The 22,629-nt window shown below is 51.0% G+C and carries 21 protein-coding genes and 1 pseudogene; 9 read left to right on the forward strand and 13 right to left on the reverse strand.

The features are described from left to right. Window positions 1–481 precede the first annotated feature (481 nt). The 3 genes from IPN95_22770 (at window position 482) to IPN95_22780 (ending at window position 3,431) form a co-directional block, all read left to right on the forward strand. Window positions 482–1,222, forward strand: a complete 741-nt coding sequence (locus IPN95_22770) for a DUF1571 domain-containing protein (GenBank protein MBK9452191.1) — start codon at window positions 482–484, stop codon at window positions 1,220–1,222. A gap of 189 nt (window positions 1,223–1,411) precedes the next feature. After that, window positions 1,412–2,467 (forward strand): hypothetical protein, encoded by a 1,056-nt coding sequence (locus IPN95_22775; GenBank protein ID MBK9452192.1) that lies wholly within the window; start codon window positions 1,412–1,414, stop codon window positions 2,465–2,467. 217 nt (window positions 2,468–2,684) lie between these two features. Continuing rightward, window positions 2,685–3,431, forward strand: a complete 747-nt coding sequence (locus tag IPN95_22780; protein ID MBK9452193.1) for a hypothetical protein — start codon at window positions 2,685–2,687, stop codon at window positions 3,429–3,431. 12 nt (window positions 3,432–3,443) lie between these two features. On the opposite strand, the gene IPN95_22785 is transcribed toward IPN95_22780, so the two are convergent. Together IPN95_22785 and IPN95_22790 are read right to left on the reverse strand one after the other, a co-directional pair. Further along, entirely contained in the window at window positions 3,444–3,965 is a 522-nt protein-coding gene (locus IPN95_22785) for an O-acetyl-ADP-ribose deacetylase (GenBank protein ID MBK9452194.1), read from the reverse strand. 93 nt (window positions 3,966–4,058) lie between these two features. Then, a complete protein-coding gene (locus IPN95_22790; GenBank protein MBK9452195.1) occupies window positions 4,059–5,354 on the reverse strand; it encodes an FAD-binding protein in 1,296 nt (431 codons plus the stop codon). A gap of 874 nt (window positions 5,355–6,228) precedes the next feature. Between IPN95_22790 and IPN95_22795 the strand changes: the two genes are divergently transcribed. The 5 genes and pseudogenes from IPN95_22795 to IPN95_22815 all read left to right on the forward strand — a co-directional run bounded on the left by IPN95_22795 (window position 6,229) and on the right by IPN95_22815 (window position 10,333). Beyond that, window positions 6,229–6,810, forward strand: a complete 582-nt coding sequence (locus tag IPN95_22795) for a hypothetical protein (protein MBK9452196.1) — start codon at window positions 6,229–6,231, stop codon at window positions 6,808–6,810. Between the two features lie 14 nt (window positions 6,811–6,824). Continuing rightward, window positions 6,825–7,421 (forward strand): hypothetical protein, encoded by a 597-nt coding sequence (locus tag IPN95_22800; protein MBK9452197.1) that lies wholly within the window; start codon window positions 6,825–6,827, stop codon window positions 7,419–7,421. 159 nt (window positions 7,422–7,580) lie between these two features. Beyond that, complete coding sequence (locus IPN95_22805) at window positions 7,581–8,600, forward strand: heparin lyase I family protein (GenBank protein MBK9452198.1); 1,020 nt, start codon at window positions 7,581–7,583, stop codon at window positions 8,598–8,600. A 107-nt stretch (window positions 8,601–8,707) separates the two neighbouring features. Continuing rightward, a complete protein-coding gene (locus tag IPN95_22810; GenBank protein MBK9452199.1) occupies window positions 8,708–9,268 on the forward strand; it encodes a DUF4287 domain-containing protein in 561 nt (186 codons plus the stop codon). 154 nt (window positions 9,269–9,422) lie between these two features. Further along, window positions 9,423–10,333 (forward strand): annotated as a pseudogene (locus IPN95_22815) (zinc metallopeptidase). A gap of 13 nt (window positions 10,334–10,346) precedes the next feature. On the opposite strand, the gene IPN95_22820 reads toward IPN95_22815, so the two are convergent. Continuing rightward, window positions 10,347–11,342, reverse strand: a complete 996-nt coding sequence (locus tag IPN95_22820; protein ID MBK9452200.1) for an NADP-dependent oxidoreductase — start codon at window positions 11,340–11,342, stop codon at window positions 10,347–10,349. A 151-nt stretch (window positions 11,343–11,493) separates the two neighbouring features. On the opposite strand from IPN95_22820, the gene IPN95_22825 reads away from it, so the two are divergent. Then, window positions 11,494–12,573, forward strand: coding sequence for a DUF1295 domain-containing protein (locus IPN95_22825; GenBank protein MBK9452201.1), 1,080 nt, complete (start codon window positions 11,494–11,496; stop codon window positions 12,571–12,573). A gap of 299 nt (window positions 12,574–12,872) precedes the next feature. Here IPN95_22825 and IPN95_22830 read toward each other — a convergent pair whose 3' ends face one another. From IPN95_22830 to IPN95_22875, 10 genes are all read right to left on the reverse strand, one after another. Continuing rightward, entirely contained in the window at window positions 12,873–13,670 is a 798-nt protein-coding gene (locus IPN95_22830) for an SDR family NAD(P)-dependent oxidoreductase (protein MBK9452202.1), read from the reverse strand. Window positions 13,671–13,781: 111 nt separating this feature from the next. Next, window positions 13,782–14,177, reverse strand: a complete 396-nt coding sequence (locus IPN95_22835) for a hypothetical protein (GenBank protein ID MBK9452203.1) — start codon at window positions 14,175–14,177, stop codon at window positions 13,782–13,784. A gap of 10 nt (window positions 14,178–14,187) precedes the next feature. Beyond that, the gene (locus IPN95_22840) at window positions 14,188–15,093 is read right to left on the reverse strand and encodes a DUF4157 domain-containing protein (protein MBK9452204.1); all 906 of its coding nucleotides are present in this window, start codon (window positions 15,091–15,093) and stop codon (window positions 14,188–14,190) included. Window positions 15,094–15,331: 238 nt separating this feature from the next. Next, a complete protein-coding gene (locus tag IPN95_22845) occupies window positions 15,332–15,784 on the reverse strand; it encodes a DUF1569 domain-containing protein (protein ID MBK9452205.1) in 453 nt (150 codons plus the stop codon). Between the two features lie 113 nt (window positions 15,785–15,897). Continuing rightward, on the reverse strand, window positions 15,898–16,764 hold the full coding sequence (locus tag IPN95_22850; protein ID MBK9452206.1) for a sulfurtransferase: 867 nt from the start codon (window positions 16,762–16,764) through the stop codon (window positions 15,898–15,900). 131 nt (window positions 16,765–16,895) lie between these two features. Then, window positions 16,896–17,306 (reverse strand): hypothetical protein, encoded by a 411-nt coding sequence (locus IPN95_22855; GenBank protein ID MBK9452207.1) that lies wholly within the window; start codon window positions 17,304–17,306, stop codon window positions 16,896–16,898. Between the two features lie 19 nt (window positions 17,307–17,325). Further along, the gene (locus tag IPN95_22860; protein MBK9452208.1) at window positions 17,326–18,585 is read right to left on the reverse strand and encodes a T9SS type A sorting domain-containing protein; all 1,260 of its coding nucleotides are present in this window, start codon (window positions 18,583–18,585) and stop codon (window positions 17,326–17,328) included. Window positions 18,586–18,691: 106 nt separating this feature from the next. Continuing rightward, on the reverse strand, window positions 18,692–20,383 hold the full coding sequence (locus tag IPN95_22865) for a Na/Pi cotransporter family protein (GenBank protein MBK9452209.1): 1,692 nt from the start codon (window positions 20,381–20,383) through the stop codon (window positions 18,692–18,694). Window positions 20,384–20,488: 105 nt separating this feature from the next. Continuing rightward, window positions 20,489–21,550, reverse strand: coding sequence for a hypothetical protein (locus tag IPN95_22870; GenBank protein ID MBK9452210.1), 1,062 nt, complete (start codon window positions 21,548–21,550; stop codon window positions 20,489–20,491). A gap of 36 nt (window positions 21,551–21,586) precedes the next feature. After that, window positions 21,587–22,579, reverse strand: a complete 993-nt coding sequence (locus tag IPN95_22875) for a hypothetical protein (protein MBK9452211.1) — start codon at window positions 22,577–22,579, stop codon at window positions 21,587–21,589. Window positions 22,580–22,629 lie beyond the last annotated feature (50 nt).

A 22,629-nucleotide genomic window follows, 5' to 3' on the forward strand; every position in this document is an offset into this window, starting at 1 on the left:
CGAATTGAAGATCAACCCAAGGTTCAATACCATGGAATTCAACGAGGACAACGAGGAATACGGATTCTGATTGTTTTGCCACCAAGGCACGAAGACACGAAGAAAAGTACGCATAACTTGGTGTCTTGGTGTCTTGGTGGCAAAAAACTGCGGGGGCACATCCTAATTCGCTGAAATTTTGATATTTAGGCCCGAAGGTGTTCGTCCTATTCTTCGCGTCTTGCGTCCAAACCAAGTGGTGAAGACCACAAAACTGAAAAAAATGTCGTTAGCCCGACCCTGTGGCAGCCCATTGAATTCAAAAATTCCGTTATTTTATCATGACGTATCAATTGTTGCGTTGATACGTCATGCTGAAGAACCAAATGTATTGTAATACGATGTTAAATTCTGGAAAACTGCTTCTTCTATCTCTCTCGCTGTTGATTGCCTTTCGGGACAGGTGAATGGTCAAGCCTCCGCTACTGCGTCGGCACGCGCCATGTTAGAAACCGCGTCGCGTACGCTTGATGGCATGGTTACGCTGCAATGCCGCGTCAAACGGTATGAGCGCGTCAACGGAAAGATGGAAAGCGGGGACATCCGGGTGAAGGTGAATACAAGGCCGCACAAAGTCTACGTGTACAACATCAATCCAAACGAAGGCACGGAGTTGCTCTGGGGGCGAAGGCTACAACGACGGAAAAGCCTACATCCACCCCAATCAATTTCCTTGGGTCAACATCAGCCTGAGCCCCGATGGCGGACAAATGCTGGACGATCAGCACCATCACATACTTCCACGGGATTTGCTGCGGTGCAGCGCGTGTTGCGTCATCTGTTGGGCAAATGCAAGGACCTCGACGAACGCGCAAAATATGTCGGCAAGGAAAACTGGTACGGCAAGCCGCACGATGTCATCAAAATCACGCATCCTGACTACAAATTCGTGAACTACACCGTTGCGGCTGGCGAAGACCTCCTGAAAATTGATGCCAAGTTGGGCGTGCCGAGCTACAAGTATGACTATTTTGATGTGACCGCAGGGCAAGTCATCAAAGTCCCAACGGCCTACAGCAAAGAAATGGTGCTCGTGATCGATCCGACAACGCACCTGCCCGTGGTGCAGCTGTTCTACGACGACAAAGGCCTGTTCGAGAAATACGAATACAGCGAGATCAAAGTCAACCCAAGGTTCAGCACCCTCGAATTCTCCGAAGACAACGAGGCTTACGGTTTTTGAGCCGCGCAGCGGCGAACCCTCCGCGCTCACACTCGGACTCACACTGACTTGGTTCTGCCGGCTTTCCGCTTCGCCGTGCTGCTGCATTTCCCTGACGAGAATCAGTTTTCCGATTGACGCCGACTGTCAATGGTGCACCCAATTCCCTGCAGCTTTGTATTGCTCAGTTTGACCTGAGCGACAAAGCCCATGAAAGCCCGCGCAATTTTCTTGTTAAGATTCATCCTCCTCGCCACCTTCGGCTTGCCGGCGAAGGCAATTGTTGCCCAGACAGTCATCACCGAAGACTTCAACGACAATTCCCGCAGCTGGTGGACCGGCCATGATTTGGGGCGCGCCATCATCGCGGAAGTCAAAAATGGAAGTTATTTCATCGTCGGGGGCAACCAAGGATTTGTGACCGGCCAATATTTCCCCGAATTGCTCGGGCAGGAGAACTTCACGATTGAATTCAGTCTGCAAATGCTGTCCGGCGATCCCGGGCAAAGTTACGGCGTCATGTATGGCGATTTTCTCACTGGCAACAACCTTGACTTCGGCCTCAACGATGGAGGGGTATTCATCCGGCAGTCCATCAATCGAAATCTATCGTTTCTTCGAGGCGGTGCGGAACCCTGCCCGCCACGTGTGGGCGATCCGTTAGGCACGCCGGACTGTAAGATCAACAAATTCTCCGCGAATCAGCCTGTTCCCAATCGCTTCACCATTGTAAAAAACGGTACCCGCTATCAGTTTCTCCTCAACGATAAACTTCTCACCGAGTCAACGGTCCTGGAGCCTCAAATTAACCTGGTGGGCATCATGGTTTGGGCCGGACTCACCATCGAAGTCCAGAAGATCACCATTTTTCTTGGAGCCCAACAAGTCAATAATTCCCGTGGAAAATTGGAACTTTTGTCGGAGGATTTGTCCTACAACGCGGACAACATTGATGCAATTCGGAAGAAGGCGAAGATCGTTGTGGCAAAAGTCGAGGTGGACAATGATTTGCAACATGCGGTCACGGCCCACTTTTATGCGCCTGAACGGCCCACAGAAATTGCCTACTCCATGACCATTCCCGCAGGTAAATCGATGCGGCTTGAGGACGAATACGGCTTGCCCATGTCGATTGGAGACGATTGGGGGATTTCGCTCACCTACCCTGATGGTCGGAAAACGGCGGTGAATCCCGTCCTTTTGATCTATGCGAAGCGGTCGGGAGGTGCATTCATCGTGCATGCGAGCGAGATGTTTGCAGAGTAATCCACCGCGTCATTGGAGGCATTCCGGTCTATTCCAAGATAGCTGGATCAACATTGCATTTGCGGGCAGTTGATCTAATGGTCCCGTGAAAAAGTAGTGCCACTCTCGCTCTCAAACTCCGCTCTCACACTGCCTTTTGGGTGCGTAAGATTTTGTTCTAACTCGTTTTGTTCGGATTCACAAAAAAGTGCTGATTGCATAAAATGTTGTGAACGCCATGAAAAGAATATTTGTTTGGTCCCTGCCTTTACTGTTGTTGTTGGGTGCCTGTAAAGATCAAGATGAGCCCACCGCGCATGTCGGCGGTTCCATTCTTGCGGGGGAAACAGGTCCTGGAATCATCTCGGAGGAGTTTCCTGATGGGATTCAGCTTGTCGGTGGAGCAGCTTCGGGCTTTCAATATGAGGTCTTGTTAGACAGCGCCCTCGGCTACAAACTAGACTATAATACTTCGCAATATTCGGGCTCCAGTTCTGGTGTTTCCTACAATCACGGAACGAGTTCGGTCGTCAGTTCTCCCATTGCAGTAGAGATTGCCTTTGCGGAAGTGCTTGACACGATTTGGCACTGCGAAGAATGGAACTTAGACTCAACCGATGGCCATATTTATCATTACAACCGTGCCGCCGGAACGTTCTGCCAGAATCCATCTACCTTCGAAGTCCTTGATACCTTGCAATATCCCATTGCCCATGCATTCGGAGACACCATTCACAGCGGAAGTCTTTGGGCCTCCGATCGTTTTGATTTCGCGTTTTACCATTCCGATTTAGAAGTGCAATATGACGGTGCCCGTACGGTCATCGACGATAGAAAGACCCGCGCAGACCATTGGCAAAACCTAGGCCGTCGCTACGTCGCCTTCCGCTGGAAAAACGCCGGCATCTGGAAATACGGATACGTGGAGGTGGAGGTGGTCGGGGACCATATCTTGAAGATTTTTGGGTATGGGGTGGAGGGGTGAGGCCACCTTTTCCTAGGCGGGTATCAACCCCCGATACAACGCAAAGTTCTCCGCATCAAAGCAGACAAACACCACGCGTTCCAATTCTGAATTTTCCGCCAAAAATTCCTTCACGGACCGTACAGCGATTTTGGCAGCCAATTCTTTGGGGAAGCGGTAGATTCCAGTGCTGATGTTGGGGAATGCGATGGACTTGACGTGATGGGCGATGGCCAACTGAAGGCTGCTTTCGTAGGCTTTTTTGAGCAAGGCGGGTTCGTTGCTGTTGCCGTCGTTCCAAACTGGGCCGACGGTGTGGATCACATATTTTGCGGGTAATTTTCCTGCGGTGGTGATGACCGCCTCGCCGACTTTGCAGCCGCCTTGTTTGTTGCGGATGCTTTGGCATTCCTCCAAAATCGCGGGCCCACCTGCTCGGTGAATGGCGCCGTCCACGCCTCCGCCGCCCAATAATGAGGTATTGGCAGCGTTGACGATCGCGTCCACGGCGATTTTGGTGATGTCTCCTTGGAAAACTTGGATGATGGAATTCATTCTTGTAGCAAATTGGTTGGTGGGGAAGGGAGCAATCAGCGGGGCGAGTGTTCTTCCTAGGAGGTATGTTCATAGCCCTGGGACGGCTCAACCTCACTCCCCAAACATCCCTTTCAAATAGTCATTCAGAAACACGCCCTTGGGATCCAATTCCTTCCTTACGCGATGGAAATCAGCCCAGTTGGGGTACAATTTGGCGAGCGAATCTGCGGTTTGGGTATGCATTTTGCCCCAGTGGGGACGGCCGCCGTATTTTTTGAGGATGGTTTCCAGCGCATCGAAATATGCGCGGTGGGGCATGCCTTTGTACATGTGCACCGCAATATAGGAACTGTGGCGACCCTGCGCTGGACTCAGCCAATTGTCATCCGGCGCGGCCCAACGGCATTCCAAGGGGAAATGCACACGGAAATTCTTTTGTTCGATCAGGGCCACAATTTCCTTCAATGCCGGAATAAAATTCTCGGTCGGCAGGTTGTATTCCATTTCCTGGAAACGGACCAAACGTTTGGTCGCATACACCAAGTGGCTCCAATTGGTATTGGTGCTGCCGGAAACGCCCCATGCGCTGAATTTGGCAGCTGTTTTCGCCAGAAAGGGGAAGAAACGTGCCTTTTTGCTCAATATCCAGAAGACGCCGTTTTCCAGCAGGATGTCATTCAGCCATTTGCCGATGCCGCTCTTTTTGGGCGGTTCGTCCGTAATATTCGTTTCCTTGGTTTGCACTGTTTGGGTGAATGGAAACCAATAAAATTCAAAGTTGCGGTTGCGGGTTTTGTAGTCTTCCAATTGTGCAAGCACGTCATCGAGTTTGGCCTTTTTGGCGACGTATTTGAGCTTGTAAATCGGCCGGAGCTGCAATTCCATCCGCGTGATGATCCCCAAACATCCCAACGAAATCCGCACGGCAGGCAACAAATGGGCATTTTCCTTCGCATTCACCTGCAAAATTTCGCCATTGGCCGTCACGAGCGTCAGTCCGAGGATGCAAGTGCTCAATGTGCCGAATTCGAGGCCTGTACCATGTGTGCCGGTGCTGAATGCGCCTGCAACCGATTGGACGTCGATGTCGCCTTGGTTCACGAGCGCGAGCCCCTCCGCATGCGCGAGCGGCCCGAAGTCACGCAGGCGGGTACCCGCCCAAACGACGGCAGTATGTTTCTCCTTGTCCACCGAGATAATCCCGCTCATTTTGTCCAGCGAAATCAGCACGTCACCCGTTTCGATCAGCCGCGTGAAACTATGCGCCGCGCCGACCGTGCGAATGCGTTTGCCCTCCGCAGCACAACGTTTGACGATGGCGGCGACCTCTGCTTCATTCTCCGGATACAGGATTTCATTCGGCTGAAACCGCACGGAACCCGACCAATTGGACCATTTACTTCCCATGGCTGGAAATTAGTGAAAAGTGGGAAGGGAACAGTGAAAAGTGACGACGGACAGGAATTTTTGTTGGGTTTGGCAGCATTGCCAACGCATTCGCGGGTTTGGGAAACGGCTAGGGTGTGGAAAAGTTAACCGCGTTGCCAACCCTATCAGTGGCTGGTGTGTGGGTTGGCAACGCTCTTGCTGGTTTGGGTTGGTGTTGAAGGGGTTTGGACCCTACGTTCCGCTAACCGGAAAGGTCAAGGGCGTGGAAATCTGCTGGTTGGTCGCCGCCGGGGCGGTTGCCCGTTATGTTTGTCGCCTCAACCCCGGCCCTTCTCCACAGCTTTTCCTAGCGGAAAAACTGCGGAGAAGGGAGCCGAAAATGCTGATCTTTTTCCGAAGGAAAATTGGTTGTGTTGGCCCCCTTCTCCGCCGATGCGCTTGTGGCGCGTCGGTGGAGAAGGGTCGGGGATGAGGCGAATAGAACAGCGTCGCAGACGCCTAAACATGAATTTTACCATGAAATCAAGCAATCTTCACCGCTGCGCAGCAGCTACTTGCGACTTGGTCGCCTCAACCCCGGCCTTTCTCCACAGCTTTTCCTAGCGGAAAAACTGCGGAGAAGGGAGCCGAAAATGCTGATATTTTTCCGCAGGAAAAATGGCAATGATGGCCCCCTTCTCCGCCGATTGCGCTTGTGGCGAATCGGTGGAGAAGGGCAGGGGATGAGGCGAATAAAGGAGCGTCGCAGACGCCTACTGGAAAACTTTGGTGAATCCGCATCCACTCCCAAAGAAAAAGGATATGTTTGTCAGCCCAATGGTGTTTGTTGGGTGCTTGGCAGTTGGTTGGAAAGGACTGCCAAGTGAATGGATACTTCTTGATCATTCTGAAAATGGGAAAAACAATACTTTGGCTCTACATCCTCGCGATTGCGATGGGCCTGTTGGCTTGCGAAAAGAAAGCTGCAACGACGGAAGCAGCAAATCCGTCGACCGAAAACGCGACGGCGGCTGCGGAGACATCGGATGCCGGCGAGACCGTGCTCGCATTCCTGAAATGGTACAACCAAAATGAAATGGCGCTGTCCAAGATCGAAAAGGTCAAAACGGTCGAAGGCGAACCCTACGCACTCAACAAACCGGGTACTGAAGAATACCTCGCCAAACTGAAAAGCAGCGGATTCATTGCGGATGCTTACCTGGATAACGAAAGGGCCGATTTTGCTGAATTGGAGAAGGGATATTTGGCAAATCCTGAATTTGACGGACCTCCGAGCGGCTTTGACTACGATCGCATTTTGCAAGCTCAGGATTGGAATGACCTGGACCAAGCAAAAATCCTCAGCAAGGAACAGTCGGTAAATGAAGCAACAGTTACCGTTGATGTTGGAGGTCGTTTGCGGGTTGAATTAATTTCTCAAGATAATTCAACTTGGTTGATTTCCTCGATAACTCGCCTTTTTGACCATGAATAATTAAAGGATTGTCGATGAGCCTCACGCTTTTCATTTACCCCGAACAAAAGACCTCCAAAGGATGGAAACTTCCGTTGGGCACCATGGACAATCCCGATTTTGATACGACGAGCTCGCATTACATGTCTCGGCGGTGCCCTGTCGAATTGTTTTGGAGTACCAACAAGGCCTTGCGGGCGATTTTAGGATCTTCTGACAAACGCTTTTGCAGCACCACGGACTTTGAATCGGTGAAAATACAACCTGGGCTGCCGCCGGACCATTCTTACGGGTTGCTTGAGCGGTTTCCCTATGAGACCATCGGGGAAAATTCCGAAGTCTGGTCGATTGCGTTGGAAGACTTGATGGCTTTTCCGTTTCATTCGAAGACGATTGTGCGGGAGGCTGATGTCTCCGAAGATGTCGCGCACCATTTTAAGGCCACTTTGGATGGCCCAAGGAAAGGTTGGCCGTCAGAAATCCCTTTGGACTATTCCCTTGCAAAACGCAACGGGGTCAAAGTGGAATGGGTCGAAACCTACGCAGATGCAATGGGAGAAGATTTTTTTGAGGCTCTCAAAAAGCTCGAAGGATTGGAAGGCGAAATTCGGCTGGTTTGCATCGTCGAATGAATTTTGCCGATCCACCAAAACCGATATCTTTGTTCATCGGGATTTGAATCCGTTTGAAATGGGAAAAGCAATCATTTGGCTGTATTTGCTGGCGATTTTGATGGGATTGGTCGCCTGAGTCATTTTTTCGCAATTCCGCTTGTCGTCCAACGCAATAGTATGAAGCAAAGCCATCTCCTCTGTCTGTTTGCGAGCTTGCTTTTGTTCGCGGCTTGCCGTCGGGAACCATTCACGGATTGTCCTCCCGATTCGGATTTGTTGGAAGCGTATACCATTGACAAAAAGGATGTTGCAATCTATGTGGATGGCAAAGCATATCTGATCAAAAAGGGGGAATGCAGTTTCCTCACGCAATATTTTTCTCCCGACTTTTTCACTGCGAATTATGTGATCGACAGCAGCGGGGTCTGGATTCGAACCGACGACGGTCAGCTTTTTCCGACACACAACCGCTTTCAGGACGATTTTGAAGGTTATTCGGATCTTTTGGACGTTTTTGCGACGAGCATCCAGGATACCGGCAAGTTTTGGGTGACATTCACCGCGCAAAGCCCTGACAATCCGGAAATTGCTGATTACGTGGCTTTGCGGCAATGCATCTTGGATGGATCCTGCGATTTTTCAGACAACAAGATGGAGTTGATCGACGATCCCGATCCTGAAAATCTGGGCAACCGCCTCATTCGGTTCACTGCAGTGGAACCGAGGCGCAACATGGTGACTTCCAAGATGAGTTTTGATTCGCCATTGCCCTACTTTGTCAAGGGAATGGACCTTTGGTTTCAAGCAGAATTCAACATTCAAGGCCCATATCCTTACAGTTTGGTCGATTTTGAAAATCCTTTTTTCGAAGGCAGTCCTGGGCCACGGGTCGTGATTGACGATGGGGCGCTTGCGGTTGAAAACAAATTCGGAGAAAAGCTCAAGTTCCGGCAGACCAATCCTGTTCCATTGCCTCAAAATGAATGGTTTACCTTGAAGGTGCATCTTTTCTTGGACAATGGAAATAATGGCAGGATGGAAGTCTGGCAGAATGGAAACCAAGTTTTGAACGTCACCGCCAAGAATTTGCCGACGTTTCATTCGATTCAGAGTTCGCTGGAAGTCGGTATTTCCGCGACTTCGGAGGCGACGACCGTGTTGCTGGACAATTTTCGGATTTCAGACGTGCCGTTTTAAGGCTGGGGCAAATTGTTGCTTTTCTGGCTTCGAATGCGGATTTTAGGCTTGTATTCGCAGGATAAATGGCTATTTTCAACCCTTCATCCCACAATTGAAAGTAGAAAATGGCTAAGTCCCCCGAAGAGCAGATTCGCGACATGATCGCCAACCTGCAAAAAAACACTGGCAAAACCATCGACGAATGGAAGGCCATCGTTGCTGCCTCCGGTTTTCAGAAGCATGGCGAAATCGTGAAATTCCTGAAGGAAACCCACGGAATCGGTCACGGCTTCGCGAATATGATCACGCACGAATCCATGCAATCGCATGCCGGCGCCATGGTCGCCAATGAGGTCGACCTCGTCGCCGAAATGTTTGTCGGCAAGGAAAACATGCGTGCGTGGTACGACAAGGCGATGGAAATCATTCTCGCATTTGGCAACGACATCGAGCAAAGCCCGAAAAAGGGATATATGAGTTTGCGTAGAAACCGACAATTTGCCTGCGTGGGGCCGTTTACCAAGGCCAAGATGGACCTCCAAATCCACTTGAAAGGCCATGCCGACACCGACCGTCTCAAGAGCGTCAAAGCCGGCATGACGAGCCACGTCGTCAAAATCAACAGCATCGATGAGATCGACGCTGAGGTGATTGCCTGGCTCAAGGAGGCTTATGCGGCGTGTTGATGGGGAAAGTCCGGCGACGCAGGCGATTTCCTCAGGAGGATCTTTAGAGAATCGGTCATCCCTAATCCCTTGAAATTCAACCAAATTTTGGTTGCATTACGTGGATTGCTTTGGCATCCATCGTTATATTCGCTGACTGAAATGTCCGAAAACGATGGAATGGAAAAACCGCGAACGCAGTACCAATGTTGATGACCGTCGTGCGGGCGGCGGTTCAAACACCACGCCGTCCAACAATCCGGCTCCCAAACGGAATACCGGGTTGAAGGCCGCAGGCGGATTGGGTTTTGCAGGCATTATCATTGCCGTCATCGTGATGTTTTTGGGCGGAGATCCTGAGTCCGTCACTGAAAATACGCCCGCAACGGGTCAGCCCAAAACGGACATAAGTCCTCGCCCCAAGGGTCGTTCCGCCAAGGAAGAGGAACAGGCCGAATTCGTCAAGGTGGTCCTTAAAGACACCGAAAATGCCTGGCATCAGATTTTTGAGGAGCAACTTGAGCGCGAATACGTCGAGCCCACCTTGGTTTTGTTTACCAACAAAGTGAAATCAGGTTGTGGCAAGGAAACAAAGGAAACAGGCCCATTTTATTGTTCCTACGACGAAAGCCTCTACATTGACTTGAGTTTCTACGACGAATTGAAACGCGAATACGATGCTCCCGGCGACTTTGCCATGGCCTATGTGATTGCGCATGAAGTGGGACATCATGTGCAGCACCTCCTGGAAAGATGGAATGGGTCGATGAAAAATCAGAAAATCTGAGCGAAGCTGAAGCCAACAAGCTCAGTGTGCGGCTCGAATTGCAGGCCGATTTCTACGCGGGCGTATGGGCGCATTATGCGGAAGATCAGTTGGGGGTTGTCGAAAACGGAGACATTGACGAGGCACTCAATGCAGCTGCGGCACTTGGCGACGACGAATTGATGCGTGAAGCAGGGGAGGAGGTACGGCCTGAATCGTTCGACCATGGCACAAGCGCCCAAAGAAAACGTTGGTATCTCAAGGGGTACGAAACTGGCGACCTCAAACAGGGCGATACGTTTAAGGCGAAGAAACTCTGATGAGAGGTTGGAATTAGACCTTTACGATCATTTTGCCTTCGTTTTTCCCTTCGAAGAGATCCAAAAATGCCTGCGGAATCTGATCGAAACCCTCGACAATCGTCTCGGCGTTCTTCAATTTGCCTTCCTGCAACCAAGTCGCCAATTGTTTGACCCCTTCGGGAAACGATTTGTAATAATCACTCACGATAAAGCCGCGCATCGTTGCACTTTTGACCAGCAGAATCGGCTGTAAGCGCGGACCCATCGGCTGCTCCGTCGCATTGTACAGGGAAATCGCCCCGCAAATGATGATGCGGGCATGTTTGTTGATGTTGCCAAGCACCGCATCCGAAATCTCGCCGCCGACATTGTCGAAGTAGATGTCCACACCATTCGGACAAGCCGCTTGAATCGCTTTGTACATGTTGGGCGTGGTTTTGTAGTTGATTCCGGCATCGAATCCGAAGCTGTTTTTCAGCAATTCCACCTTCTCGTCGGACCCGGCGATGCCGACCACGTGGCAACCCAGCAGCTTGCCGATTTGACCTACAACGCTGCCCACAGCACCTGCCGCGCCGGAAACAACCAAGGTTTCCCCCGCCTTCGGTAGGCCGATGTCCGTGAGCCCAAGGTAGGCGGTCAGGCCCGTGAGGCCCAAAATGCCGATGTAGTAGGAGAGCGGTGCCTGCTTCGGATCGACCTTCATCAAACCCTTGCCGCTGCTGGTTTGGAATTGCTTCCATTCCAGGTAACCCATCACAAAATCGCCCTTCTGATATCCCGCAAGGTTGGATTCCACAACCTCGGCAACGATCGCCGATTGGATCGGTTTGTTCAATTCGAAAGGAGGCGTATAGGAATTTGCATCGTTCATGCGCCCCCGCAGGTACGGATCGACCGAAACATAACAGGCTTTGAGCAGCAATTCGCCATCGCCGGCCACGGGAATCGATTCGTCCACAAATTCGAAATTGGAAAGCGTGGGTTTGCCCGTCGGGCGTGAATGCAGCAAAATGACCTTGTTCATACGAAGCGTTTTTCAATTGAATGGATGGCCAAGTTCGGGAGAGGTTCTTTCGAATGCAATGGTAGCATGTACTCAAAGACAAAATCGCGTGTGCACGGCGAATGAAAATCCCGCTATCTTCGTTGCTTCGATCAGTGTTGCAAAGTACTTCATGGAAAAAATTCTCGGTTTTCTGACCCCGTTCATCGTGTATGCGGTCATTTTCGCGCTCAATGCCTGGATGCCGGGCCGCTGGGTGACCGGCTATGTGACCAAACCGAATTCGACAGAAAAACTCAGGTACCGCCTGAATGGCATCTGGGTTTTGTTCACCGTGGTCGGCGTCTGGGCGCTGCTCTGCTACAGGGAGTTGCTCGCTTGGGATTGGCTGTTTACCGTGCGTTGGTATGCTTTGGCAGGGGCGATCACATTCGGATTGGTCTTTTCCTTTGCCATCGTGGTCCCTTTTGAGAAGGTCAAAAAGTCATTCCTGGCGGATTTTTTCTTTGGACGGTTGGAGAATCCGCAGCTTTGGGGCGGTCGAATCGATGCCAAAATGTGGCTGTATTTGATCGGAGCAGTCATGTTGGCGCTCAACATTCTCAGTTTTGCCGCCCACCATCACATTCTTTACGGTGCGCAGGCATCTATGGGAATCTATTTTTCGACCGGCCTGCTCTGCTTTTTCCTCACCGAATACCTGAATTTCGAGGAGGTTCACTTGTACACCTACGACTTCTTTGCCGAACGTGTCGGTTTCAAACTGGGCTGGGGATGCATTGCCTTCTATCCATTTTTCTATTCGATCCCGCTGTGGACTACCGTCGAATTACCGAGCGCGCAAACGCCGATTTGGCTGCTCGTGATTTATTCGCTGATATTTTTCGGCGGATGGAGCCTTGCGCGTGGGGCCAACATGCAGAAATATTACTTCAAGAAGGATCCAAGCCGTAGCTTCTTGGGAATCAAGCCCGTCATGCTCACGGATGGTAAACGCACTTTGTTGGTCAGCGGTTTTTGGGGACTCAGCCGCCACATCAATTACCTCGGCGAAATCCTGATGGCGACCGGAATTGTGCTGTGCACCGGTTATCCTTTGTTGCCTTGGCCATGGTTGTATCCCTTGTACTATGTCGCGCTGCTGTTCCCTCGTCAAGTGGCTGACGACAAACGTTGCGCTGAAAAATACGGCCCGCTCTGGGAAGAATACGTCAAAAAAGTGCGCTGGCGGATCATTCCGGGAATCTACTAGGACACCACTCTCGAAATAGCTGTATCCCATTGATTGGTGTGAGGTGCGACCCCTCTGGGGTCGAATAAAACCTGCTGTAATTTTTTCTACAAATGTGAGACCCCTCTGGGGTCCTTTCACAACCCAATGGCAGTAGAAACAGGACCCCAGAGGGGTCAAACCTTTATAGAAACCCGAGGCACACCATGAATCGACCCCAGAGGGGTCGCACCTCGCGAAACATGAATCCTTCGCAATAGGCCTGTAATCTAGTAAATTGAATACTAGTATTGGACTCCAATTCTCTTTGGAAACAGAGGCTAAAGCCGGTACATCTGCCGCGTGGTATCGCCCATGATTTTGATGGCCATTTTGCGGGGCATGAGCCGCTGCATGAAAAACGAGGCGATGCGGTTGCCGCGTCCGGTGATGTAGGAGGGCCGTTTTCCGAGTTGTTGAAAGCATTCCTTCACGACATCGGCGGGCAGTTGGACCTTCGGGGCGAATGCGCTTGCTTTCTCTGGTTTCGTATTGAGGAAATTGGGGGTTGTGGTCGCGCCGGCACAGCAGGCGATCACGTCCACGCCCCGGTCCTTCCATTCGTACCAAAGGCTCTCGGCAAGCACGCGGTCAAAGGCTTTGGAGGCCGCGTAGGCAGCCAAAAATCCGCTGCCCTGGAATCCAGCCAAGGAGGCCATCATCACCACAGCACCTTTTCCTTTGGCCAACATCTGCGATCCGAAGATGTGAATCAGATTCATTGGTGTCACCATATTGGTCTGCGCGATCGCATTGTGGTGCGCAATCGGATCTTCTTCAAACCTTCCGATGAATGGAATTGCAGCGTTGTAAACCAGTATGTTAATGTCTTTTTCTTCAAGTGCTGCTTTCAGTTGCTGTGTGGCATCGGGCGACGCCAAATCGCAAGCAATTACCTGCGTTTGGATCCCGTTAAGCTGCATCAGCTCATCGGCCAATTGTTGGAGCGGCTCGATCCGGCGCGCCACAAGCACGAGGTTGATGCCCTCTGCCGCCAAGCGATGTGCAAAGGCTGCCCCAATGCCTTCCGATGCCCCGCAGATCAAGGCAAGTGAACCGTATTTCTGTTTCAGTGTCATCCTTCGAATTCAATTTCGTCCATCAGGCCAGGAGAAATATTGCATCACATAGCAGAGCCTGACAGGCCGCAGTTTCGGCAATCATTGGCAATTGTCCAAGTTCGACGAAGTTTATTCGAAGCCAGGGAGGGTGTTTCCTGAAAATTCCAACCAAGCCTTGCAGTAGGCACGGGAATGGGGTCCTACCAACCGATTCACTAGCTCAAGGAAGGGGGAATCGGCAGTGATTGGATTCAGAATAGATTCCAAAAAGCCAGTGCAAGCGGCATCCTTCACTTCCTCCGTTCCCTCAACAATCATGGATTCAATAAGATCAAAAATCACCTGAAGCTCTTGCTCCTTGAACTCCTCGATCAATGCATTGGCGTATGCTGCCAATTCAATCATGTCATTGGTGATGCCAGCGGGCTCGCCGTCCCAAAAATCGACATGCTCCTCCCAAATGGGGTGAAATCCCGGAACGGCCTCCAGTACTTGTTGTATCCAGTTGTCTTGGGTGAATTTCATACCTATAAGCTTATCCAGCATAAGTTCCATCTAGGGCATCTTTCAAATCTTCTTCCAAATCGAGTGCTGCTTCATAATCCTCTGGACTCAAACGAAATGGAGAACGATCATTCTCATGCTTATCCAACAAATTGGAAACGCCGTTCAACAAATCCTGACATTTTTTGATGTGATCGCAACCCCCGACCTTGGCACCGCCGCCCTTTTCGAAGGCACAAGCAGCAAGTGCGCTACCGTCGCCAATTGCCGCACCGCCAGCGGGTGCAGCCTTGAACAAGGCGTTGACAATGTTTTGAAGCTTAGGATTAGCGACGATCGGTTTTAGTTGCAACTGCATTACTGCCATCATTCGTTGCACGGAGGCAAGCTGCGTCGCCTTGGAAGGGAGCAGCTTTTCTATAACCTCCCCATCGCCTTTCATCTGCAAGGCCTTGGCACCCATGACATCGGCTTCATTTTCCAAGCCGGCATCGTCATTGATCGGAGTTTTTCCCTTCAATTGTTGGGTCGGTTGCACGCGGCCTTGCGCCTGTTGCACGACGTGCCATGCTTCATGCGGGAGATGTTTTTCCTGCCCCGGCGCTACGTGGATTTCGGAACCTTGCGCGTAGGCATGGGCATTTAGCTGCGCAGGCTTGTCGGAATTGTAGTGCACCTTCACGTGGTCCATGGACATTCCTGACAGTGATTCAATGCCAGTTTTTAAGCTGTCAGGTAGGCCGGTATTGTTTTCCTTGCGCTGAACCGGACTGCTATTTGCTGCTGCTTTCAACTGCAGCGCATTTTGAACTTGGGCACTGTTGTTGGCGGCAAGTTGCAGGGTTTTCAGTTGCTGCACTTGTGAACTGCTGTTGGCAGCGGCCTGCACCTTGCGTTGAGCAATCACATTGGGATGCCCAGCGGTTTGCAGTTGCATTGCTGAGCCTCCTTCAAACGATGCTTCTCCGCCCTCCATACTCGTGGGGGCATGACGATGTTGCGCCTTTTCGACCTGATTTTCCATAGAACACGTTGGTTTAGACAAACACACAAAAATTCACCGGTTGGCGTCGGTGATTATTTCCGCAACGAAGTTCGGTCAAATTAATGGATCATACAAGAAGGATTAACACAACTCGTCAATTCGCGGGCATAGACACTTTTGCTGGAATATTTTAAACACCGAACTGTGCCAAATGATGGTCTAAGTGCTTGTAAAACATTGCATTCCATTCGGATTCTTTAAGTTCTCCAAAGGAGTGCGATTCCTTGCCGTTGAAAAAGCTGCCACCCAATTGTTGGGTTTTGGTGATGTAGTCAATGAGGCGGCTTTTTTCCAGCTCAAAGTCCTGTGGGTCGGTGATTTTGAAGGCCGGTGCGGTTTGGCCATTGTGTTTATAGGGTTTGTCGCTCAGGACGGCTTTCTTGACGAATAGCTTGAGAAGGAACTTGGCGAATGCCCCCGGTTTGGGATGGATGTCATCATAGACCATCTCGTAGGTCACGTTGCAGTGGGCAAGCATTTGGCCGACCGACATTTTGCCCCATTTTGGCTGCGTCGTGGCCGTTAGTTGCTCGATGCGGCCAATGATTTCAGCGGTTACTTTTTTGTCGAAGATACTTTTCATTGCATACGTTGCTTGAAGGGTTTACATGATTCGGCAGCTATGCCGTTAATTTTTTCGGATGTGAAATTAAGGGATTTCTGACTTCGAAGAAAAAAAACGGTCGTTACATGGATTCAATTGTGCGCTTGATTCTCCTTTGTGACCATGGGACGGTTATTTCGTGACCATTCGCTCCAGGATCCCACGTACAACTTGGGAATTTCCAAGCCCGCGGCTGCGACTGCAAGCAAGGTATGGCAGGCCGTGACGCCCGAACCGCAATGCACGACGATGTCGTTTGGTTTGCGGCCGGCAAAAACGGACAGATATTTTGTGCGGAGCAATTCAGGCGACAAGAAAAATCCGTTTTGGTCCAAATTCGTCGAAAAAGGGACATTGATCGCACCCGGAATATGCCCTGCGATCAAGTCAATCGGTTCGCTTTCGCCTTGGTAGCGGTAATTATCCCGCACGTCGATCACAAGGTGCGCAGGATCTTGTGCAATGCGGTCGATTTCCTCGATGTCGGCCAAGGGCAAATTCCATTCGGCAACAGGGTAGGGGGCGGTCGGAGCAACCTCGGGAACCTCCGAACTGACTGGAAATCCAGCAGCCACGGCCGCTTGCATTCCCCCATCGACAACTTGCACCTTTGCATGGCCGATGGCCCTGAGCATCCACCAAAGGCGAGCAGCTGCATTGGCGGCGTTGCTGTTGTCGTAAATGACCACGCGGGTCGACGGATGGATGCCCAATCGGGTAAGCAATGCCGCAAATTTTGCAGGAGATGGCAATGGATGCCGCCCGCCAATGGCGACGTCCGGTAGAATGGTAGCCAACTCCGTGTTGAGATCCACGTGTTTGGCACCTTCCAAATGGGCTTTTTCATAGCTTTCCTTGGCCCCGGGGCCATTGCTTGCATCGATCAAAACCCATCCGCTCCACTCCCGCAGTTGCAGAAGTTCGGCTGCTTGAATCAGTGGCGAATTTTGCTCTAACATCTTGATCACTTTATTGCGCTACGAATGAAACCCGATCGGTCGACCTTGGATCGGCCCGCATCGAATTTACGAGTTTGATTCTAATTGAAGGTCCGAAGGCGAATTTGATCCCGGACCTTTTTCGGCAGCCGTCATTTGTAATCCATATGGGAGAAATTTCCGCTGGAAGCGGATGGATTTTGCGCGGGCGGTGTCGGAGGTACTTCGGGAAACAAATCCGGCTGCGGTACCGGGTGGATGAATATAAAGTTCCGCTTTAGCATCGGCTGTTGATAGCATTCATAACCAGGAAGATAAAGTCGCGAAACTTTTGCTTCTGCTTCCGAAATTTGCGCAAGCTTGGCATTTCCCGTTCCGATCGCGAGGCCCTTGAATGCTGCCAACGCATCTTCCGATTCTGCAATGACACGCAATTCCTGCACATAGCCGTTGCCGAACAAGTAGACGAGGAACATCAAATCCGTTTCCAAATTCCAGGATTCTTGACTGGGTTCGGCATCGGGAGGCGAACCGTTTTCGATGAGTTGGGCAAGGATGCGCATAGAATTTCCGGGTTTTGAATCAGTGGCTCACCACCAGCTTTTTCGTCATCGATTTTCCGCCGAAGGACGCATGCACCATGTACAACCCTGCTGGCAATGCCGTGCAATCCAGAAGCACCGGCGTCACCCCCTCTGTATTTTGCGTCCAAACCTGACGGCCTGCGGCATCCAAAAGTGTAATGCGCTGATTTTCTTCGGTCAGTGGTCGAATCAACACCTGCGATGGCGCCGGATTGGGAGACATTTCGAAGAGTTGAGTATTGTCGGCCGCTCGATCCACCAAGAGGGTCGACAAAAGGACAGAGGTTCCGTCTTCACTGCGTTGAATCAGTCGATACCAAGTATTTGTAAAAGGGGAATTGTCAGAGATTTCGTAGTTGCCTTCGGATAAATGCGCTGCGGAGCCCATTGGAAGAAAATGCTGCCCATCTGCGCTTTTTTCGAGCAAAAAGGTTTGACGTTGCCCTAATTCGGTGGTGGTCCAAGTCAATAGATTGGCTGTTGCCTCCGGCTTACCTTCGAAGGAGAGGAGATTCTGCGGCAAAACACTGCAGCCTCCACCCGTCGGCGTCATCGTCAAATTGCTGATCGAGATATATTGAACCGCAGGGCGAATTCCAACCGAATAGTAGGCATTGCTGGAATTGGTACCCACAGCAGGCCGATAAATGATCCGAATGGAACGTAACGGCGTATTGGCAGGTGGGGAGACGCTCACACTCGTCAGGTTGCAGGGCGTGGAAAAATAAGGTCCGCCCGTGACCACTTCTGATGCGGAATTGTGCCCGACGATTTTCTTCGAATTGCCGACGGTCATGACGGTTACATTCACTGGCGGGGTCACCACGATATTTCCCGGTGGAATTGCGGCGTTGTTGCCATCAATTGCCGAAATTTCAACGACATCGAGGAAATCCGTGAAACTCTCTCCGCTGTTGATGTCCCGAATCGTAAATGCGGCCGAATTGCAGGTGCCGTTGTTGCCGCCCGAGGTGAAATCCAGATCAACCTGCACCCGCGACGCATTGGCAAGATAGCTGTTAAAAAATCCGGTGTTGATGGCGAGGCAGCCTGCGGCAATGTAGCAATCCGGACTCGTGGATGTGCTGAATTTGGGCGTGCCATCGTTCATCGTCGTGTTCACCCTTGTGACCGTGGCCGTCATCAGCCCGTTGACGTAGGGAACGCCGAGCGATCCTGCCGGATATCCTGTCCAATTTTGCGCTTGCAAGCAGCCTGTGAGCAGCAAGCCCACTGTCAAAATCCAATTCGCTTTCATTTACTACCCCTTGTGGGATCCAAATTAATACGGGTGCACTTGGAAAACAAGGTGTCTGGCGACGAACGCGTGGGCCTTGTTAATATAGGAAAAGGCGTGGGGTGCCTCAAGTCCGATAGACCGGGAGGCTGTTGAAAGCCTCTGCCTGCTTTTCGTCCAGCAACATGTCCTTCACGGCCATGACGATCGCTTTGTTGGAGGTGAAAAGTTCGCGGTTGAAATTGAGGACGATGGTCATGTCGACATCTTCAAGCTTGGCTGTCAATGCATTTTGATAAAAGTCATTCAGGGATTCCTGATAGTTGTTTTCGACGAGATGGTAGAGCTGTTGGAGTGATTCATTGGCATTGGTGTCCTTGGGAGTGGCTTGCATAAGGTTGGCCAACTGCAAATAAAGCTCCCGTGTTTCACTTTGATGGTGTTGGAAAAACGAATATTTGATCTCCTTGGAGGAACTGTTGAGGTTGTCGATGTTGTTGCCGATGTCTTTGATGCACTTGGTCGAATACATCGCACTGCGCACCGCCGAAATCAATTGATTGAGTTCCACCATACCGGCCCCGCCTTCCATTTTGGCCCGCAAAGTCAGGTAAAAAGCCTGCAATTCGCCGGTCAATTCCTTCAAAAAGTCGTATTTCTGGGTGAGGTCCATTGCCGGCAGCTTTTTCGCAACATTGATCTGCTTAAATTCAGGATTCGCAGGCAAAACCTTCCGATCGAGCCCGAATTGCTCCAAGTTGAAGCGCATGGCATTGTAAACAAGATAGTTGGCTTCCCTCCGAAACAAGTCGAGTGCCGTTTCCGGCTCGGTCGCGATCGCCTGCCCGATGTAGGCGGCTGCCGCACGTGTGGAACCTTTGAAAAACCGTTCGAGAAACCGTGCAAATGGATCGAGAAAGGGCAAAAACAACAGGATTCCCATCAAGTTGGTCAGCGTTGAAAACAACGCGAGGCCGATGAGCGGATCTGAAATCGCAAACAGGTCGGTGATGATCCATAAAATGGGTTTCAACAAGGCAAAGACCACGATCATCAGCAGGAGGTTGAAGGTGAAATTGCCCAATGCCACGCGCTTTTTGACGGGTCCGCCCCCGATGGCGCTGATCAGCAATTTGATGATCGTACCCACCTCGGAGCCGAGCACGAGCGCTGCGGCAGGCGCAAACCCGAGCGCGCCCGTATGCAAGGCGCTGAGCGTAAGCGCCATCGTGACATTGCTCGACTGGACAATCACCGTGATCACAAATCCAAGCGCCAGGAAAATGAGCAACGGCATGTCGTTGAATTGGCCAAGGTTGAAATTCTGAACCTGACCTTCCATGGCCGTTTTCATGAATGCCAAAGCCACAAACAGCAATCCAAATCCTAACAGGAAAAAGGAAATGTAACGGGTGGTTTTGCGCTTGCCGCCGACCATCAACAAGATGCCCCCTACACAAATCGCAGGATAGGCGATCAATTCCAGGTCCATCGAGAAGCCAATCGTCGCAACAATCCAACTTGAGGCCGTTGTTCCGAGGTTGGCGCCCAAAATCAAGGCCAAGGCGGTGCGCATGGAAAAGATACCGGCCCCGACGAAGGCGAGTACCATGAGGGAGACCATCGAACTGCTTTGCAGGATAGCCGTCACGAGCGCGCCGCCGGCGGCGGCTCCGTACCGGTTTTTCGTAATTTTCTGCAACAACAGCTTGAATCGACGCCCCGAAAGGTTGCGCAGAGATTCCTCCAGCAAATACATCGCAAACAGGAACAGGCCGATACCGGCTGCAAGCCTTAAAAGATGCGGCAGCAAATCCATACAGCAAAGGTGTGGAATTGAAAGGATGAATGAAAGTAGACAGCAGTTGCAGTTCGATCCGAAAATCAACGCAATGGGCAATTCATTGCGTGCCTGAAGCGAAAGCTATTTTTCGGAATAATCCACGCTGAGCGTCAATTGTGGTTCGGATTTGCCCCTGAGCTGTCGGCAATCGACCCTGATTTTCATGCCATTGGCATTTCTCCATTTGGCTTCGCACATCCGTAGCATGTTCGCTTCCATTTCCTCCATTCCCCGGTACATAATTTCCTTGGAATAATATTCATCTGGGGCTCCATACACATTCTGCAAGGAATCAATCATCTGCTCCGCCGCATTCATGCAGCCTTGGATGGAATTTGCAGAAACTTCCCCGTCATAATGCGAAAATCCTGCAAAAGTCAATTTCCCTTCATCGAAATTGAAGGTCCATTTCCCTGGCAGGCCATTTTCGGTTGCGTCATGTTGCCATTGACCGGCCCACTGAACGCCTTCGGGAAACAATTCAGGAAATTCCTTGGCAAAGTCTTGAACATGCATTCCAAGCCAGAAACGGCATCCTTCTATGGGTTTCGGCTCCATTTTGGTCGGCACTCGTGTATAAACGATGCTAAATTCGTAGCTGGACCGCAGGCTTGGGCCATTGGGATGGTATTCAGGTTTTTCGGCCGAATGCTGTTTGCCAAAATCGCAATTCAGCCGGATGCGCATGCCCGAGGTGACCCAGACCGCCTCGTGAAAAACCACCCGTTCGCCATTGGTCAAATCATAGTCCGAAGGACGCTCCACATATTCTTGGGGACCCTTCCATTGCTCGGACGGTGGGCCAAACAACTCGGAATATTCTGCGACGACCGCACCCGCACTTTTTACCCAGGCATCAAATTCGGCCTTGTTTCCCGGCGAATTTTGCCCGTGGAATTGAGCCTCACCTAGCCGATTCTTGTAAAAGCCGATGCTCCAGGCCCCTTGAATCGCATTCATGGAATCCTGAAATGCCAATTGCTTCGAAAATTCCATTGCATCGGGTAGAATTCCCGGGTTTTGAGCGGAAAACTCAGCCGCAGACATACGCATTTGAATGGCATGCTGACCAAAAAGCGGAAGCGCATTCATACAGCAAATGGCAGTGAAGAATAAGAACAGCGACGATGAATTCCGTTTCATTGATGGAATCTACGGATTTTCGATGGATAGTAGCAATTAGAACCTCGCCGCCAAGACCGCTTTTGCGATCACGGCATTTTTATCGCCTTTCCCGGCATAGGGCACAAGGAGATAAATCACCTCATTTTCTGCGATTTCCGTCGGAAGTTTTTCTCCGGGGGCTACCACTTTGATCGTTTCGTCTGGCAAAAACTGCATGAAAAGCGGCTCCATCATGTCCCGGGCATCGTTTTCTTCCTGAATCGACCCCGCCCAGTCGGCGCTTTTGACAGCGGCTTCGGTGACTTCGGGATCACAAGCAGTCGTGACGTTCACGACCAGCAAATGCGACTTCCCATCCAAGGAAAGCCAGGCTTCGTCGTAATCGTCCGTTTGTTTGGTCGCTGCATTCACGATCCGCTGATAAAAAGACCCTTTTTCATCCTCGTGCATCCGGTACTTTTTCTCGTCCCCAGCGAATTCACGGTCGGGCAACGTGAGCGTGTTTCCGCCTTTGGTATCGAATCCGACAAACATATACGTGCCTTTTTCGAGTTCGCGGGCTTCAAAAGAATGCGGTGCGACTTTGCCATTTTCAATCAAGCCCTCCTTGGTGTCGTCGGCAATGACAAAGCCCAGCGTGTCATTCGTCGGATTGAAGAAGTTGACAATGCGGGTGGTCGGAACTTTTTCGGGCGCTGTGGCGGTACTGTCGTAGCTGATGACCGACGTGGGTTCGTTAGACGCGCCTTTGCCCTTGATCACCAACAGGTAAATGCTCAGGACGCCAAGCAACAAACCCCAGACAAACACCGGAATCCAAAAGAAATCGTGCTTTTTTTTGACCTTGTTGCCGTTTTCGTCTTCGCTGCTGCCCAACAAGGCCAAGCCGAGCAGCAAAATGACGATGCCGGAAAACAGCGACGTCCAACCGATGAAGTTGGGGTTGCCAATGCGAGTATCGGGATCGCCGCTTACCCATTTGACAATCAGGCCAGTAAGGAAAAAAATGATGGGAACTGCAATTCCCATTCCGCGCCAGATGAGCATCTTGTATTCAGATTAAGGGTTCAAATTCAATTTCGAAGGCAATATAAGGT

It is taken from the genome of Bacteroidota bacterium (genome assembly GCA_016718825.1).
Lineage (GTDB): Bacteria > Bacteroidota > Bacteroidia > J057 > JADKCL01 > JADKCL01.

Coding starts and splice junctions, on each gene's coding strand:
- IPN95_22785 (MBK9452194.1), bottom strand. CDS start 3,965: ATGAATTCCATCATCCAAGTTTTCCAAGGAGACATCACCAAAATCGCC.
- IPN95_22870 (MBK9452210.1), bottom strand. CDS start 21,550: ATGAAACGGAATTCATCGTCGCTGTTCTTATTCTTCACTGCCATTTGC.
- IPN95_22780 (MBK9452193.1), top strand. CDS start 2,685: ATGAAAAGAATATTTGTTTGGTCCCTGCCTTTACTGTTGTTGTTGGGT.
- IPN95_22850 (MBK9452206.1), bottom strand. CDS start 16,764: ATGTTAGAGCAAAATTCGCCACTGATTCAAGCAGCCGAACTTCTGCAA.
- IPN95_22860 (MBK9452208.1), bottom strand. CDS start 18,585: ATGAAAGCGAATTGGATTTTGACAGTGGGCTTGCTGCTCACAGGCTGC.
- IPN95_22820 (MBK9452200.1), bottom strand. CDS start 11,342: ATGAACAAGGTCATTTTGCTGCATTCACGCCCGACGGGCAAACCCACG.
- IPN95_22800 (MBK9452197.1), top strand. CDS start 6,825: ATGAGCCTCACGCTTTTCATTTACCCCGAACAAAAGACCTCCAAAGGA.
- IPN95_22830 (MBK9452202.1), bottom strand. CDS start 13,670: ATGACACTGAAACAGAAATACGGTTCACTTGCCTTGATCTGCGGGGCA.
- IPN95_22770 (MBK9452191.1), top strand. CDS start 482: ATGTTAGAAACCGCGTCGCGTACGCTTGATGGCATGGTTACGCTGCAA.
- IPN95_22775 (MBK9452192.1), top strand. CDS start 1,412: ATGAAAGCCCGCGCAATTTTCTTGTTAAGATTCATCCTCCTCGCCACC.
- IPN95_22845 (MBK9452205.1), bottom strand. CDS start 15,784: ATGAAAAGTATCTTCGACAAAAAAGTAACCGCTGAAATCATTGGCCGC.
- IPN95_22825 (MBK9452201.1), top strand. CDS start 11,494: ATGGAAAAAATTCTCGGTTTTCTGACCCCGTTCATCGTGTATGCGGTC.
- IPN95_22840 (MBK9452204.1), bottom strand. CDS start 15,093: ATGCAACTGCAAACCGCTGGGCATCCCAATGTGATTGCTCAACGCAAG.
- IPN95_22875 (MBK9452211.1), bottom strand. CDS start 22,579: ATGCTCATCTGGCGCGGAATGGGAATTGCAGTTCCCATCATTTTTTTC.
- IPN95_22795 (MBK9452196.1), top strand. CDS start 6,229: ATGGGAAAAACAATACTTTGGCTCTACATCCTCGCGATTGCGATGGGC.
- IPN95_22865 (MBK9452209.1), bottom strand. CDS start 20,383: ATGGATTTGCTGCCGCATCTTTTAAGGCTTGCAGCCGGTATCGGCCTG.
- IPN95_22855 (MBK9452207.1), bottom strand. CDS start 17,306: ATGCGCATCCTTGCCCAACTCATCGAAAACGGTTCGCCTCCCGATGCC.
- IPN95_22835 (MBK9452203.1), bottom strand. CDS start 14,177: ATGAAATTCACCCAAGACAACTGGATACAACAAGTACTGGAGGCCGTT.
- IPN95_22810 (MBK9452199.1), top strand. CDS start 8,708: ATGGCTAAGTCCCCCGAAGAGCAGATTCGCGACATGATCGCCAACCTG.
- IPN95_22790 (MBK9452195.1), bottom strand. CDS start 5,354: ATGGGAAGTAAATGGTCCAATTGGTCGGGTTCCGTGCGGTTTCAGCCG.
- IPN95_22805 (MBK9452198.1), top strand. CDS start 7,581: ATGAAGCAAAGCCATCTCCTCTGTCTGTTTGCGAGCTTGCTTTTGTTC.